At 38.5% G+C, this 16,850-nt stretch carries 11 protein-coding genes and 1 pseudogene; 11 read left to right on the top strand and 1 reads right to left on the bottom strand.

Annotation, left to right across the window (positions count from 1 at the left end; all coding sequences use genetic code 11):
• The first annotated feature begins 44 nt into the window (after nucleotides 1-44).
• The 10 genes and pseudogenes from A3835_05395 (at nucleotide 45) to A3835_05350 (ending at nucleotide 12,709) form a co-directional block, all read left to right on the top strand.
• Nucleotides 45-884 (top strand): annotated as a pseudogene (locus A3835_05395) (SAM-dependent methyltransferase).
• Complete coding sequence (locus tag A3835_05390; GenBank protein ID ORI07913.1) at nucleotides 877-1,887, top strand: ABC transporter permease; 1,011 nt, start codon at nucleotides 877-879, stop codon at nucleotides 1,885-1,887. Before A3835_05395 ends, A3835_05390 begins: the two are co-directional and overlap by 8 nt.
• Nucleotides 1,888-1,933: 46 nt before the next feature.
• On the top strand, nucleotides 1,934-2,659 hold the full coding sequence (locus A3835_05385; protein ORI07912.1) for an iron ABC transporter ATP-binding protein: 726 nt from the start codon (nucleotides 1,934-1,936) through the stop codon (nucleotides 2,657-2,659).
• 11 nt (nucleotides 2,660-2,670) lie between these two features.
• Nucleotides 2,671-3,684, top strand: a complete 1,014-nt coding sequence (locus tag A3835_05380) for an iron ABC transporter substrate-binding protein (GenBank protein ORI07911.1) — start codon at nucleotides 2,671-2,673, stop codon at nucleotides 3,682-3,684.
• Between the two features lie 396 nt (nucleotides 3,685-4,080).
• Complete coding sequence (locus tag A3835_05375; GenBank protein ORI07910.1) at nucleotides 4,081-5,943, top strand: succinate dehydrogenase; 1,863 nt, start codon at nucleotides 4,081-4,083, stop codon at nucleotides 5,941-5,943.
• A gap of 9 nt (nucleotides 5,944-5,952) precedes the next feature.
• Nucleotides 5,953-6,918, top strand: coding sequence for a (2Fe-2S)-binding protein (locus tag A3835_05370; GenBank protein ORI07909.1), 966 nt, complete (start codon nucleotides 5,953-5,955; stop codon nucleotides 6,916-6,918).
• A gap of 2 nt (nucleotides 6,919-6,920) precedes the next feature.
• On the top strand, nucleotides 6,921-7,778 hold the full coding sequence (locus tag A3835_05365; protein ID ORI07908.1) for a heterodisulfide reductase subunit B: 858 nt from the start codon (nucleotides 6,921-6,923) through the stop codon (nucleotides 7,776-7,778).
• A gap of 226 nt (nucleotides 7,779-8,004) precedes the next feature.
• The gene (locus A3835_05360; protein ID ORI07907.1) at nucleotides 8,005-8,382 is read left to right on the top strand and encodes a hypothetical protein; all 378 of its coding nucleotides are present in this window, start codon (nucleotides 8,005-8,007) and stop codon (nucleotides 8,380-8,382) included.
• A 95-nt stretch (nucleotides 8,383-8,477) separates the two neighbouring features.
• Nucleotides 8,478-9,833, top strand: a complete 1,356-nt coding sequence (locus tag A3835_05355; protein ID ORI07906.1) for a hypothetical protein — start codon at nucleotides 8,478-8,480, stop codon at nucleotides 9,831-9,833.
• A gap of 152 nt (nucleotides 9,834-9,985) precedes the next feature.
• Complete coding sequence (locus tag A3835_05350; GenBank protein ID ORI07905.1) at nucleotides 9,986-12,709, top strand: hypothetical protein; 2,724 nt, start codon at nucleotides 9,986-9,988, stop codon at nucleotides 12,707-12,709.
• A gap of 56 nt (nucleotides 12,710-12,765) precedes the next feature.
• On the opposite strand, the gene A3835_05345 is transcribed toward A3835_05350, so the two are convergent.
• Nucleotides 12,766-14,622 (bottom strand): molecular chaperone HtpG, encoded by a 1,857-nt coding sequence (locus tag A3835_05345; protein ID ORI07904.1) that lies wholly within the window; start codon nucleotides 14,620-14,622, stop codon nucleotides 12,766-12,768.
• Nucleotides 14,623-14,931: 309 nt separating this feature from the next.
• Here A3835_05345 and A3835_05340 point away from each other — a divergent pair, with 309 nt between their 5' ends.
• Entirely contained in the window at nucleotides 14,932-16,845 is a 1,914-nt protein-coding gene (locus tag A3835_05340) for a protease (GenBank protein ORI07994.1), read from the top strand.
• The last annotated feature ends 5 nt before the right edge of the window (nucleotides 16,846-16,850 follow it).

Genomic DNA, 16,850 nt, shown 5'->3' with positions numbered 1-16,850 from the left:
TTGCCCTTTTTGTAGGGTAGATTTAAATAACCAAAGGGAGAAAGATGCAAGGGCTGGTTGATTATCAAGCGATTTTGGAGCGATTGTTTTCGCCTACTTTGCAAAAAGTAAAAGGCAAAGATGGCGGTGTAAATTGGGATGATTACGCAGATATGTATAACGAGATGACCGGCATGGAGACGGCTTCTACGCTAAATTTGCTCTCAAATTTACCTATCACAAAAGATGACAGCGTGCTTGACGTGGGGTGTGGTCCAGCAAGGCTTAGCGTGCCACTTGCAAAGCTAGCAAAGAGCGTAAGTGCGCTAGATCCGTTTGCAAAAATGCTTGAATATGCCAAAAAAATGCAAAAGAGGCTGGAGCGAAAAATATAAATTTCATCCAAAAAGACTGGAGTGATGAGCAGAGTTTAAAGAGCTTGCCAAAACATGACATCGTGCTAGCATCACGCTCAGTTGGACTTTTTGATATAAAAAAGCTTTGCAAATTTGCTAAAAATATGTTGTTATGACCTCTTTTTTAATGGATTATCCAAGCTTAAAAACGTTCTGGCAAGACTTCTTAAAAGGGATAAAAGATGAAAACGAGGCAGGTCTTAGTGATAGGAGATTTGGCTACAACTTTATCTTTAACATTGCTTACGACATGGGAGCAAATCCAAATTTAAAGATAATCGATACCATTTTTGAGAGGGATTTTGCTAGCCTTGAAGAGGCGTTTTCTTATTTTAGATTTGTCGGTGAGATCGCGCCTGAAAAAGAAGAAATTTACAAAGAAAATGTAAAAAGCTACCTCACAAAGACCAAAAGCGGCTTTAAATTTAAAAGAGCAACAAAGAGCTATCTCTCATCTGGTGGGATGTGCGGGAGATGAAATTTGAGTAGCAAAAAGGTCATTTTCGCATTATTTGCGCTTCTTTTGCTGGTGCTCTTTTTTTCATTAGGTATCGGACGCTACAAGATAAGCTACGCTCAAATTTTTGAGTTTATAAGATCAGCCATTTTAAACGAGCAGCCAAGCGACGAGCAGGGCTACACGGTCTTTACGCTCATTCGCTTGCCAAGGGTGCTTTTTGCCGTCCTTGTCGGTGCAGCGCTTGCTAGTTCTGGAGCTGTCTATCAAGGTCTTTTTAAAAATCCTCTAGTCTCGCCTGACATCCTTGGTGTCTCAAGTGGCGCAGCTGTGGGAGCTAGCGTGGCTATCATCTTAAATTTCAACTACATAGGCGTGCAGCTTAGCGCATTTGTTTGCGGTCTTTTTGCAGTTTTTGCTGTTGTTTTTATAAGTAGCGTCATCGCAAAGGGTAGGCTAAATTTACTCGTGATGGTGCTAACTGGCATCGTCATCTCATCTCTTTTTGGAGCGCTTAGCTCGCTTATAAAATTTCTAGCTGATAGCGAAGATAAGCTGCCTGAAGTTACTTTCTGGCTAATGGGAAGCCTAGCAAGAAGCGGCGGATATAAAAATTTAGCTCTACTTTTTTGCGTAGTTATGATCTGTCTTGTGCCACTTTTCATGCTTCGCTACAAGCTAAACACGCTTAGCTTTGGCGAAGAAGAGGCTAGGGCGATGGGGCTAAATGTGAAATTTTATAACATCATAATCATCATCGCCTCGACACTTTTAACCGCTACTTGCGTCTCATTTTGCGGTATCGTGGGCTGGGTAGGTCTTGTCATCCCTCACATCATGCGCTTTGTCGTGGGAGCAAATTTCATCACGCTCTTTCCAGCTTCGCTGCTTGGCGGAGGGCTATTTTTGCTTATAGTCGATACCGCTTCACGCAGTCTAATGGCAAGCGAGATCCCACTTGGCGTCATCACTTCGCTAGTTGGCGCACCTCTTTTTGTCTATCTGCTCTATAAGAGCAAAAATGGTTTTGCGTGAAATTTGAGATAAAAATTTAAACTGTGGCTACGACAAAAAGGTCGTTATAGAAAATTTCAATGCAAATTTACAAGATGGCGACATCTTTTGCCTGCTTGGTAGTAACGGCGTTGGCAAAACGACGACGTTTAAGACGATACTTGGCTTTTTAAAGCCACTTGGGGGCGAAATTTTAATAGACGGCAAAGATGCGCTAAAGATGAGTGAAAAAGAGCGAGCAAGCTTTATAAGCTACGTCCCGCAAGCTCACACTCCGCCATTTGCTTTTAGCGTTTTTGACGTGGTGATGATGAGTGCAAACGCAAGGCTTAGTATATTTGAACGTCCTAGCAAAGAGGATGAGAAGATAGCACTAGATGCACTAAAGACGCTAAATCTAGAGAGCCTTAAAGATAAAATTTACACCGATCTAAGCGGTGGCGAGCGGCAAATGGTGCTGATAGCTAGGGCTTTAGCGCAACGCTCAAAGGTGATGTTGCTTGATGAGCCAACGGCAAATTTAGACTTTGGCAACCAAATGCGAGTTTTAAAAGAGATAAAAAAGCTCGCAAAGCAAGGCTACATCATCATCCTAACCTCTCATCAGCCAGAGCAAGTCTTTTATCTAAACGCAAAAGTTGCGATGCTTGGGCGTGATAAAAACTACATCTACGGCGAGGCTAGCGAGGCGATGAGTAGCGAAAATTTAAAGAAAATTTACGGCGTAGATATACGAGTGGTGAAAAATATCATCGATGAGTGCGAGCATTACTCTTGCGTGATGGTGGATTGAAAGGAGAAAATATGTTTAAGAAAATTTTACTTTTGGCTTTTTTGCTTGTTAGTTTGCAAGCAAGAGTGGTGCTTGATAGCGATAATAAAAAGGTTGAAGTGCCTGATGTTATCGAGCGTGCAACGCCTCTGATAGGGGCATTTGTGCAGGTCTCTGCGATGCTTGGCAACGAGGATCATATAATTAGCGGTGCGCCAAAACTGCCTCCACTAATGTCAAAAATTTTTCCAAAGATAAAGAGCAATGACAACAAAAGTGGCATGCTAAGTAGCAGTGTTGAAACGATTATCGCTTCAAAAACGCAAGTTGTTTTTGGGCCAATTGGTATGATGTTTGATGAAAATAGCAAGGCTCAGTTAGAGAGCGCTGGCATCGCAGTTGTGAAGATAGATAAATTTCAAAGCATCAAAGAGATACAAGATAGCTTTAGCAAGATCGCTGAAATTTGGGGCGAAAAGAGTGTAAAAAGAGCGCGTGAGTTTAATGACTATTTTAATGACAACATAAAATTTGTAAGCCAAAAAACAGCAAATTTAACGCCAAAAAAGAGAGTTCTTGTGCTTAACTATAGCTCTGGAAATTTTAACACCATTAGCCAAAAAGATATCGGCGCTGAGTATATTAGTGTGGCTGGCGGTATAAATTTAAGCTCAGAGCTAAGCGATGGGGATTTTAAAATTTCAAAAGCGATAAACGAAGAACAAGTCATCATCTTCAACCCAGACATCATCATTACAAATTCACAAAAAAGTGCCGATGCCATCGCTAAAAACGCATCATTTGCCAAGCTAAAAGCTGTGCAAAATGGGCAAATTTTTGTAGTGCCAAGTGGCGTTTATCTTTGGAGTGTAAGAAGTGCTGAGGGTGCGCTTTATCCGCTTTGGCTGGCTAAGACATTTTATCCAGAGCAATTTAGTGATCTAAATTTAGAGCAAAAAACAAAAGAGTTTTACGAGAGATTTTATAACTACAAGCTAAGTGATAGCGAGCTAAAAGAAATTTTGCACCCAAAGAGTGAATTTTGATAATAGGACAAAAATAATGTTATTTATTATATTTAATATATCTATTTAAGAGTAAAAATAAATTTATCTTTCTAATATCCTAAAAAAGAGCTTTTAAAGCTTAAAAACTCAAAAATAAAAATAAACTTCAAATCGGTAGAAATTTTTATATATCTTATAAAATTTCTACCGCTAAATTTATATAAACTACCTTTAAAAGCCCATTTTATCTTTTTTGATTTTAATATCAGCTCTCATTTCTTAATCTAAAATAAATCTTTATGTTTCTTTTAAGTAAATTTAATGTAATGTTTCATTATTAATTATTTAATTAATATAGTTGTTTTAAAAAATATTAAGAAATGAACTGGCGGTGCGTTTTAAACGCTAAAAATTTACTAAGATAGGAAGTTATCAATGAGTGAAAAATTTACCAGAAGAGAATTTCTACAAAGTGCCTGTATCAGCGTAGGTGCGCTAGCTACAACAGCTGGTGCGACCAATGTTTTTGCTGGTGAGATGCCAAAAGGCAATGAAAGTGGCTTGCCATCTGTTGATGTACTAATAATCGGCTCTGGCGGTGCTGGACTTCGTGCAGCAACAGCCGTTCGCAAGCAATATCCAAACTCAACCGTTGTTGTCGCTACAAAGATGATGCCATCACGCAACGCAACCTGTATGGCGGAGGGCGGAATAAACGGCGTTACTGACTTTAGTAATGGCGATAGCTTCAAGCTTCACGCTTATGACACAGTTAAAGGTGCAGCTTATCTTGCCGATCAAGATGCAGTTGTGAAATTTTGCGAGGCAGCAGGCGCAGTCATCCACGAGCTAGACCACAATGGCATGCTCTTTTCTCGTATAGACAATGGCGACGTGTCCCGTAAAGATAATGGTGATGTTGCGTTTCGCTTCATGGGTGGCGCTAGTAAAAAACGCTGTAACTACGCAGCTGATAAAACTGGTCACATTTTGATGCACGCCTGTCTTGACGACGCTATCACAGCTAGCGTTAAATTTCTAATGGATCATGAGCTACTTGAGATCGGTCTTGAGGATGGCAAGGTTGAAGGCGTCGTTCTTCGCAACATCCAAGATGGTCAAATTTACCCAGTTCTTTGCAAATCTCTAGTCATCGCAACTGGCGGATACACTAGAATTTTTTATAACCGCACATCAGTTCCATTTATAGCAACTGGTGATGGTATTGCTGCTGCGCTTAAAGCAGGTCTTGGTTTTGAAGACCCTGAGATGCTTCAGTTTCACCCAACTGGCGTTCAAAATGGCGGCACACTAATCACAGAAGCTGCTCGTGGCGAGGGTGGTTACTTGTTAAACAACAAGGGCGAGCGCTTTATGAAAAACTATCACGAAAAGATGGAGCTAGCTCCTCGTGACGTCGTTGCTCGTGCGATCGAGACAGAAATTCGCGAGGGTAGAGGCTTTGGCGAGGGCATGAGCGCTTACGTGCTTTGTGACGTTCGCCATCTTGGCAAAGATACTATTATGAAAAAGCTTCCAAAAATTCGCCACACTGCTATGCTTTTTCAAAATATCGATCTAATCGAACAACCAGTGCCTATTCGCCCAACAGCTCACTACTCAATGGGTGGTATAGAGGTAGCTAAATTTGATGATATGAGCACAAAAATTCCTGGAATTTATGTAGGTGGTGAGGCTTCATGCGTATCTATTCACGGTGCAAACCGCCTTGGTGGAAACAGCCTAACTGACGCAGTTGTAACTGGCGATCTAGCTGGCAAGGGTGCTGGCGCATACGCAAAAGATGCAAAATTTGCAAGCGGCAAGAAAACTTCTGAGCTAGCAAAAATGTGGCAAGATAAATTTAAATCTATCGCAACAGGCGAGGGCGGTGTAAATGATATGTACGCGCTTCGTGAAGAGCTTGGTAAAAACAACTGGGATCTAATGGGTATCTTTAGAACTGGTGCAAAACTTGATCAGCTCTCTAAAAATTTAGAAGCTATCCAAGCAAAATATGACACCATCAAAGTGCCAAATCAAAATCCAGTCATGAATACCGCCTTTACCGACTACGTCGAGCTTGGCAACCTTATACTTCTTTCTCGTGCAGCATGTCTTGCAGCACAAAATCGTCTTGAGAGCCGTGGCGCTCACACAAGAGAGGACTATCCAAAAAGAGATGATGTAAATTTCTTAAAACACAGCATCGTTACATTAAATGACGGCAAGTTGGAGCTTGGTTACAAAGATGTTGTGACAGGCATATTTTCACTTGACGGCAAAAAGCCAGAGTAAGGAGCTAGGATGAAAATTATTATCGACCGCTTTGACGGAACTAAAAAATATGAATCAACTTATGAACTAACAAACGAAGAGATCGCGGGAAAAACTCTTTTAACAGTGCTTCTTGATATCAAACAAAAAAAGGATGCGACGTTAAATTTCACAGCATCTTGCCGCTCAGCGATATGTGGAGCGTGCGCTGTTAGAGTAAATGGTCACTCATATCTAGCCTGTGATACAAAGATGAATGAGCTTTTGGCGGAGTATGACAATCCAGAGAGCATAAGAATTTCTCCACTTGGAAATTTCAGGGTCATCTCTGATCTTATAGTGGACTGGGAGCCAAGTATCGAAAATTTACGCAAGATTAGGCCTAGCATCACTGCTAAGTCAGAATTTAGCGCAGAAAAAGGCTGTAAACAAAGTCAAAAAGAGTATGAAAAAGTAGCACTTGAATGGGACTGCATACTTTGCGGTGCGTGCGCTAGCGAGTGTAATAAACTTGAAGCTGATGCGAGTGATTATATGCAGCCATTTGTATTTGTTCATGCTTATAGGGCGGCATTTGACTCACGTAGCAAAGATCCTATGCCACATCTAAAACCAGCTATCGATAATGGCCTTTGGATGTGTGTAAAATGCCAAGAGTGCGCTGACCGCTGTCCAAAAGGCATAAGCGCATGCAAAGATATAACTGATCTTCGCATTATGGCTATACAAAAAGGCTTTGATGATGGCATGGGACCAGATCACGCTGAGGCGTTCTTAACTGATCTAGTTGATGGCTCAGGTAGACTAAATGAGATCAAGCTTGCACTTCGCTCTGAGGGAGTGTTTAGAAATATGGGCAAAATGGATATCGCTGCAAATTTAATGCTTGCAGGCAAGATGAATCCACTTCATATTTTCGGCGAAGAGGACATAGAAGGACATGATGATCTAGTAAAAATGATAAATGCGGCTCGCAAAGCTGCTAGTAAGGAGTAATTATGCAAAACGAATTCGCTTTTTTTCCAGGATGCGTACTCTCTCAAGCAGCTAAAGAGGCTAAGATGTCGCTTGAGGCTATCGCTCCGATACTTGGCTGGAAGCTTCACGAGATAAAGGGCTGGAGCTGCTGTGGTGCCCAACAAGCACAAGACGTAGATCCTATCGCTACGCTTGTAGCAAATGCTAGAAATATAGCACTTGCAGAGCAGATGAATATGCCGATGCTTACGACATGTTCAACCTGTATGCTAACTCTAACAAGAGCAAAAAGCACGCTTGATAAGGGCGCAAAAGATCGTATAAATACCTTTTTAGCTGAAGGCAATATGAAATATAACGGCTCAACCGAGATCACAAGCCTTCTTTGGGAGCTTTACCAAAATGTCGATACGCTAAAAGCAAAGGTTGTTAAGCCACTTAGCGGCCTAAAAGTAGCGCTATTTTACGGTTGTCACAGCCTAAGACCTGAAAAAGATCTGCACAATAGAGAAAGTTCAGTCAATCCAAAGAGCTTTGAAACCGTCGTAAGCGCACTTGGCGCTACTATTGTACCATTTGAAAAGAGGCTTGACTGCTGCGGCTTCCACGCTAGCTACCCAGCTGGCACATCTGTAAGAAAAATGTCAAGCCAAATCGTAAATAATGCCGATGAAAACGGCGCTGACGTAGTTGTCACACCATGCCCACTTTGTCAAATGCAACTTGACATCTACCAAGAGAGATACCAAGATGAGAACCACTCAAACGTGAGAAAACCTATCATCCACCTATCTCAGCTTGTAGGTCTTGCACTTGGACTATCTATCGAAGATCTTGGACTTGATCTAAACATCATCGACGCTACCAAGATAGCGTAAAATTTATCCCACGTCTTTTGGCGTGGGAAATTCTTAAAATTTATTTTTCTATTACAAACAAAGCAAATTTGGCATTTTATAAAAATTTTAATTTATTTTTTAATATAAAAATGGGTCAAAAATAATAAAATTTATTATATAAATTCTTTTATTTATATAAAATATTTTTTAGCTATAATCGCGTGAAATTTTAAATGGATTGATTATTAAATTTAAAGGACTAAATATGCAAAACGTTGGTATAGTCGCAAAAATAAGTGGAAAAGTATTTGTAAAACGCAATGGAAAGTTGATCGCACTAAAACAGGGAGATGAGATATTTTTAGGCGACGAGATCATAACACAAAGCAGCGGTGATACAGTCGTTATAAATTTCTATCACGCTTCGCCTATTGCGCTACTTGAGCCCCAAACTATTATCATCACAAAAGAGCTATCAAAAGCAAATTTTAATACACAAGGCAGCGAAGCCCAGATAGAAGAAGATAAGAGAAATTTTCTTGTTGAGAATGAAGAAACAAAAAACAAAGGCGAAGACGACAGCCTCATAACGCAAGTCATAGTTCTCATGGCTCAAGCTACAGTAGTAGCTTTGCAAGCATAAATGGTTTAAATTTTGATACACAAGGTCATATCTCAAATATTATTGGTGTTGATGGTGGTGCGGTTATACTGCCAGTCATATTAAAAGAGTCGGCATTGGCACATAGGTCTATTAGCGGTGCGGTAGCAGCGGTAGAGCAAAAAGAGAGTGCTCCGGTTATTGCGGCACCAAGTGTTAGAATTTTAAAAGACATTGATGGCGACGGCTATATAAATATTGCAGAAGCAGGCGGCGATGCAAATCATACTGGTATGGCGGTTGCTTTTAATAATGACTTCAAGCCAAACGATAAAGTGACATTAGAAGTCATAAACAACGGTGTAAAGACTATGCTTGTTTATAAAGTTGATCAAGCTGGTACAAGCGTGATAAATATAAATAATCCAAGTGAAATTTTACCTATTGCGCCAAATGCTACAAACCCAGAGCAAAAAGAATTTATCATTCCAAGTGTCGCTGTCACTCCAAATGCTACATTTAGTGTAAATTCTAGTATCACTCTGGCAAATGGCACTAACTCATCTGTGGCAAGGGTAGCTGCAAGCGTTGATACAATCACTCCGACTCTTGGCTTCAAAAAGGTCGTTTTGGGAAAAGATTTAAACGGCGATGGCGTCATAGATGCAAGCGAAAATAGCTTTAATCCAGCAGTTAGCACACCAAGTGATGATGCAAAGATCATCTTATCACCAAATATGAAAATAGGCGACAAGATAAAACTAACTACTACTGATCCTGACGGAACTTTACATGAAAAAGTGCTGGTTAAAACATCAGGCAATATGCTTGTAGATAAAGAGAGTGGTGAGAGCTTTCCGCTCACAAGTGAAAGTGGTGGAAATGTCGGTTTTAACGTAGCAAGTGCGGTTAAAATTTCATCTTCAACGCCTACAAATGTAAATATCCAAATGATAAGTAAGTCGGGCAATCCGGGTGCAACTGAAACCATGACCATAGCAAACAACAACGATCCAATCGCTGTTTTTACTCTTGATGAGAATAAAGATGGAATTATAAATTTAGCCGAGCTTACAAAAAGTGGTAGTACGGCCTTATCGATAGATATTTATATACCAAACAATGCCGTAGTTGGCGATAAGATCCGTATAAAAGTTGATGATCCAGCTAGTACACCAACAAGTGTAACAAAGACATATACTATTGCACCTGACGGACTTAGTGCTACGCTTGATGGTGGTACAGAGATCATTCCTATCGAAAATGGCAAGATCACAATCACTGATCCAACAAACTCGAGCGATCCAAACAGAAAAAAGCTAAGCACGACGATCATTGATGGCACGACTGGCACCCCAAAAGCTTCAAGTGTGAGTGAAATTTCAAGCGATACAGTTGCACCTATCAAATCCCCACATGTGCAGTTTGCAAAAGATGACGATAAAGATGGTGTTCTAACCAGCAAGGAGAGTGGCTTTAGCCTGATGGTGTAAAGACACCGATAAAGATAAAAATTCCAAATGATGCAAAAAATGGTGATAAATTTGAGATAGATATCGCAGGAAGTGATGGTAAAACAGATAAAATTACTATTAAAATTTCTCAAGATACATCTGGTGTATATAGTGCGACAAGAGATGATGGCGTGCCTATTAGCGTAAACAATGGTACCATAGAGACCACCACAAGACTTTATGGGCTTACTACAAATTTTACAACTACATTTACTGACAAAGCTGGCAACAAAGCAGCCTCAGTCACAGATAAGATAACTCTAGATAATAGTATAAAGGTGCAGTTTGCAAGGGATAATGACGGTGATGGTTTAATAGATAGCATAACGACTCCTTCAGGCTCGCCGTCAACCCAAAGTGATCTTGATATCTACCTGCCTAATAATACAAAACCAGGAAGCAATATAAGTGTCACGATCTCAACTCCTACTATACCATCCGTTACTACAACCGTTAGGTATACAATAAGCGATGACGGGCTAACAGCCGTGCCAAGTGATGGATCAGCACCACTTCCGATAGCTGATGGTAAATTTAGCATACCAGACGTTCCTATTTCTATGGATCATTCTACGCCGGTTAGAGCGACTATTACAACACCTGGCGAGGCTACGACGACCGATGGTATCCGTGGTAGATTATTTGACTTTGGAATTTTAGAGTATATTGACGATGTAAAGCTTGCTACGCAGATAGACGGCGGAGTTATAAATATCGCAAAATACTTAAGAGCAGGGGATAATGAAAAAGTTATCCAGAAAAATAACTTCGACAATGAGACCAAAACTATAAAAGAGTACAATATTTCGCTTACTAACGATGAGCAACCAAATATAGTCTTTGGTGTAGATCGTGCCCCTGGAACAAAACTTCGTTTGGCTCTTGAAGATGATCTTGGTAATGCTAAAATTTTACCAAACGGACAAAACTATATAGATCTAGTTGTAGGTGCAGACAAGCGTGTAAATATGGACTTTGAAGCGCTTGGGATAAAGCTAGATGAAAGATACTCAAATATTAGAGCGACTGTTTTAAAGAGTGATGAAACAAAAGATGATGATCTCTTGGTTCGAGTCGATCTTGACGCTACTCCAGATGTAATAGGCACACCAAATGCCACGTCTAATGTTACTAGTGTAGATATTTCAGGCAGTATTGGAACCGACTCAAATGGTAACAACACTCTTAATAAAAATACCATAAATAAAGTTGATCTTTATGATTTGCTAAATTCTGTTCACAAAAGCTCGTCTCTTGATAATACACATAGTTATTCTGAAAATTTTGCCCTATCAGCCAATAGCACCGGGGCAAATTTTATGATAAAAAATTCTGACGCTGCAGGAAACGTATCTATTAGTACCGTTACATTTATTGGTAATAGTGGCCTTGATGCTGATATGTGGTTTTACAACTACGTAGATCCGTCATGGAGAGCTAGAGTTGGTAACAATTCTGGTGTTTATAGTACGCAAGGCGGTAAGCCTATCTATAAAGACTATATGGAAATTTATTCTCCAAGCGCCTCTACTACCTACGATGTTGTGCAGTTTGCTTCAGGAACACACTATAAGACTTTGTCTAATCAAGGAAATATGCATGCAGAGGACCTAGCTAGAGTTGGTAGACATGGAGATAGTGCCTTATATGATGCGTCTAATCCATATGCACCAAAGAAATTTAGAAATGGCGTCGATACTGCTGCTGGCACAGGTGAGAATATAAGCTTTGTAAATGGAGTTTTAAAAGGTAGACCCGGCAACTATACCCTTGGTGAGTCAAATCCTGTTGGATCCGATCTTGTTATGAAGATGAATGGTTGGATATATGTAAGTGCACCTGGAATATATTCTGTGAGGGCGGCAGACTTGCATAACTATGCAGAGCTTACTATAAATGGAACGACACAAAAATTTGGAAGCCCAACAACGTATATAAACCCAGCTACGGAAGCATCATATGGTAAAAATGGCCAGTGGTGGAGTATGGATTTTACATTTGATAAAGCTGGTTTTTATAAACTTGATATGGAGTATATGGACGGAACTGGTGAGATGAACTTATCTTTATATATGCTTCCAAAGAGTGTAGCAAACACTTATGGTCCCCAAGATCCATATCCTTCATCTATGCTAGTTGGAGCACAAGGTAGTGGCACGCATCTTTTTAGTAATAATTATGTTGAAGCACTTATTCAAAATGGACATCTAAAAAAGATAGGGACTACAAATTCTTACGAGCTAAGTGATGCTAGTAAATACGGCGAGTCAAATTTTGGCGACCCAGTATATCTAAGACAAGAGGGTGATATAAAAGGTGGCAACCTAGATGACGCCTTTGTTTATAGCAAGGGTAGAATGATAGATGGCAGAGGTGGTGTGGATACTCTGATAGTCGTTGATGATGTGGATTTTTCAAATTTAGATAACGTTAAAAAGATAAATAACTTTGAAAAGATCCAGCTAGGCAGTGCCGATCAAGCAGTATCTATAAAATTTAGCCCAGATGGTGTCTTTGATATTATTGATAGCAGAAACACAAGGGATGCAAGCAATAGTGCAGCTAGTGAGAGTGTAAATACAGTGCTAAAAGTCATAGGTGGCGGTAAAGACTTAGTGCAACTCACGCATGACTTTGTAAAAGCTACAAAAGCTGATGTTGCTATGCTAAATAGAAAACATAGTGTTGTCGGTGACATGTACAACAAAGTAGATGTTACAAGTGAGGGTGACGCAGTAAATCAAGTCTATAAAGCGACATTTAATCGCCAAGAAACCATCAATGGAAATACAATAAACACAAGACACACTGTTTTTCTTGAGATCCAAGATGGTGTACAGGTCGATCTCTTATAGAAATTTAAATTTATAGAAGCAATATAAAGCCAAAATTTCTATTGGGCTTTATAAATTTAGATAGCTTTTAACATGACTTTCGTTAGTAGCTCTGAAAATTTAGCTGGGTTTTCTAGACTCATGCCTTCATTTAACCTTGCCATATCAAGAAGCAAAGGTGAGATGTCGTAAATCATAGCCTCATTTTTCTCTAGTTTTGCAAAGATTTCATGATCAGCGTTGATCTCTAAGATCGGTTTAACTTTTGGAGCGTTTGCGCCTTGTCCCATCTGTTTTAGCATCTCTTGCATAGCATAATCAGGATCGTTTTTATCATATATTAGCACCGCAGCCGAGCTTGAGAGCCTTGAGCTTAGCCTAACGTCTTTAACTTCGTCTTTTAAGATCTCTTTCATCTTAACAAGTGTGTTTGCAACCTTGCTCTCATCGACCTTCTCATCGCTTTTGATCTCGTCATTTATATCAGCGTGCGAGATAGATTTTATAGGAGTTTTGTCAAATTCATTCACCATTGGCATAACGATCATATCTATCTCTTCATCCATAATAAGAACCTCAATATCATTTTTCTTAAAGCTCTCAAGAAGCGGAGAATTTCTTAGCATATTTTCGTTGTTGCCACTGATATAATAGATCGACTTTTGATCATCTTTCATTGCCTCTTTGTACTCTTTTAGGCTAATTAAACCATCTCTTTTTGAGCTTTTAAATAGACAAAGATCTAAAATTTGCTCTTTTTCAGCACTAAATCCATAAAGACCTTCTTTTAAAACCTTACCAAATAGTTTGTAAAATTTTATGTATTTTTCACGATCGTTATCTTTTACCTTTGCAAGCTCGCTTAAAATTTTCTTCACGCTTTGCTCTTTGACACTTCTCATAATTGCATTTTCTTGTAAAATTTCACGGCTCACATTTAATGGTAGATCCTCGACATCAATAATACCCTTGATAAATCTTAAATATGGTGGCAAGAGTTCTTTTGCGTCATCTGTGATGAAAACTCTTTTTACATAAAGCTTTACGCCACTTTGATAATCGACTCTAAATAGATCAAATGGCTCAGTGCTTGGCACATAAAATAGAGTTGAGTACTCGATCTTGCCTTCAGCCTTTGTATGAATATAAAGGAGAGGATCACTACTGTCGTGAGAAATTTGCTTATAAAAGTCGTTATAATCTTGCTCTTTAAGACTAGCTTTGTTTAGCCTCCAAAGCGCATTTGCCTTGTTTATCTGCTCATTTTTAGTCTCATATGTGCCTTCTTTTTCGCCTTCTTTTGGAGCAACATAGCTTTGCTTATCCATAAATATAGGATAAGGAATGTGGTTTGAATACTTCTTGACTATCTCTTCAATACGCCAAGAATTTGCAAACTCATCATCGTTTAGATACAAAGTAATATCAGTGCCAAAGCTCTCTTTGCTGGTCTCTTCTATCTCATAGCTTTTTGCATCAGATGTCCATTTGTAAGCTTTGTCACCAAGTGCTCTTTGACTGATTACTTCGATCTTGTTTGCTACCATAAAGGCTGAGTAAAAGCCAACACCAAACTGGCCTATTAGTGAACTGTCTTTTTTTGCATCGCCGCTTAAATTTTTCATAAAGCCTTTTGTGCCGCTTCTTGCTATTGTGCCCAAATTTGCGATAAGCTCATCTTTATCCATACCAATGCCGTTATCACTAATAGTCAGTGTTTTGGCTTTTTCATCGATCTTGATATTGATCTTTGGGGTATAGTTTAGATTTTTATATTTTTCATCAGTTAAACAAAGATAGTTTAGCTTGTCAAGAGCGTCGTTTGAGTTTGAGATAAGCTCTCTTAAAAATATCTCTTTGTTTGAGTAAAGAGAGTGGATCATCAAATTTAAAAGGTCATTGACCTCAGTTTGAAATTCAAATTTATCTGCCATTTTTCTTTTCCTTGTTTTAAATTTTTTGGCAGATTATAACACAAAGTGATAAAAATATACTTAACCTTGATAGTATTACTATCAAGGTTTTTAAATTAATTTTTTAAAATGATTTCAAAAAAGTTATAGTTTATGAATAAAATAATAATGATAATTTATTAATTATTATTAATTATGCATTCTTGTATAAAGTTTATTTAAATGGTGCTATAATCAAGGCGAAAATTTTTAGAAAAAGGAGACAAAATGAATTTACGAAGCATTTTGGTAAAAGTTTCAGCAACGATTGCTGTGGTTTTGGCGGTATCTATGACATGTTTTGTCGTATATACATCAAATATTTTAGAGCGTGAGATAAAAGATGGTGTGCTCACGACAGTAGAACAAAATGTAGAGCTTGCTATGAATACGGTTAAATTATTTGAAAAAGATAATGTAAGTAGCTCAGAACTAATAATGAGTGTTTTTAAAGAGATGATTGGAAAAATTTCAACTAATCACCAGATGAGCAAGACTGACAAATACGAGGCGATAGATCTAATATCTCAAAATGGTATTTTAAACAACAACTACGATATTCTGGATAAATTTAATAAAGCTACAAAAGGTGGAATTTCAACCATTTTTGCAAAATCGGGTGATAATTTTTTAAGAGTTAGTACATCGGTGACGAAGGCTGATGGTAGCAGAGCTGTTGGTACGATGATTGACAAAAACGGTCAAGCCTATAAAAATATCATGAATAAAGAGAGGTATATAGGCGTTGTAAATTTATTTGGACGCAACTATATGAGTATTTATGATCCTATTATTGAAAATAACGAGGTAATAGGAATTTTATTTGTTGGTTATGATCCTACCGAGGGATTAAACAATATGAAAAAGACTTTTTCTGAGATGAAACTTGGTAAGCATGGATATTTTTCTCTTTACAATACTAAAACTGGTAAATTTGACTTCCATCCAACTAAGGCAGATCAAGAGCTAAATAGTGAATTAAAAACTACTATGGATAATATTGTTAAAAAAGGAAAAGGTGCTGAGCCTATTATAATTGATGGGGTTGACTGCATAGTTGCTTTTGAGTCATTTGATAAACTAGACTGGATGGTTTTAGGTTCAGCTGTTACTGATGATTTTTTGACACCACTAAAAGTAGTTAGTAAAAATTTCATCATAGCAAGTATCATAGTTACCTTACTTTTGATAGTTGTTTCGATGTTCTTGCTTAAGAAGATGGTTGCAAATCCTATTGATAGACTAGGAATAAATTTAAATGCAATAACATCTGATTTTACAATTAAAATTCCTATTTATGGTAAAGACGAGATAGCTAAGATAAGTAAAGACATAAATGATTTTATTGAAAGAATAAGGGTATTAATAAGTGACACAAAGCACCTTTCAAGTGAAAATAGCTCTGTTGCAAATGAGCTTAGTTCTACATCTCTTCAGACAGGCAAACGTGTAGAAAAATCAACTGAAATAGTGGAAGAGACAAATCAAAGATGTAAAGTAATGCAAGAAAATATGAAAGAATCTCTAGCGGTAGCTCAAGCTGGCAAAGATGACCTTCAAAAAGCAAGCACACATATAAAAACGGCAACTGAAGCTATAAGATCACTATCAGCGCAGATTATTGACTCTGCTAATGTTGAAAATCAAATGGCTGATAAGATTGATCAGCTTAGCCGTGATGCCGAGCAAGTAAAATCAGTCCTTGTTGTTATCAATGATATAGCTGATCAAACAAATTTACTTGCTCTTAACGCAGCTATAGAGGCAGCAAGAGCAGGTGAGCATGGACGAGGCTTTGCCGTCGTTGCTGATGAAGTTAGACAGTTGGCTGAGAGGACTCAAAAGAGTTTAACTGAGATAAATGCAACTATCAATGTTATTGTTCAAGCGATCAATGATAGCAGTGAGCAAATGGGTATCAACTCTAAACAGATCCAAGAGCTAACTCACGTGGCAAGCGACGTTGAAAAAACTATAAATGTTATGAGTGAAACGATGAATAACGCTATAGCAATGTCTGATAAGACTATGCAAGACTACATCGCAACTGGCAAAAATGTAAATGAAATCATGGAAGGTATCTCAAATATCAACCAAATTTCATCTGAAAATGCTAGAAGTGTCGAAGAGATAGCTTCAGCAGCAGAACATCTAAACAAGATGACAGATGCATTAAATTCAAAACTTAGTGTCTTTAGAACTTAAGGACT

Origin of the sequence: Campylobacter concisus (assembly GCA_002092835.1) — a bacterium.
Taxonomy (GTDB): Bacteria; Campylobacterota; Campylobacteria; order Campylobacterales; family Campylobacteraceae; genus Campylobacter_A; species Campylobacter_A concisus_K.
The sequence above is the reverse complement of the archived record's forward strand: the minus strand, read 5'-3'. Positions and strand labels throughout refer to the sequence as shown.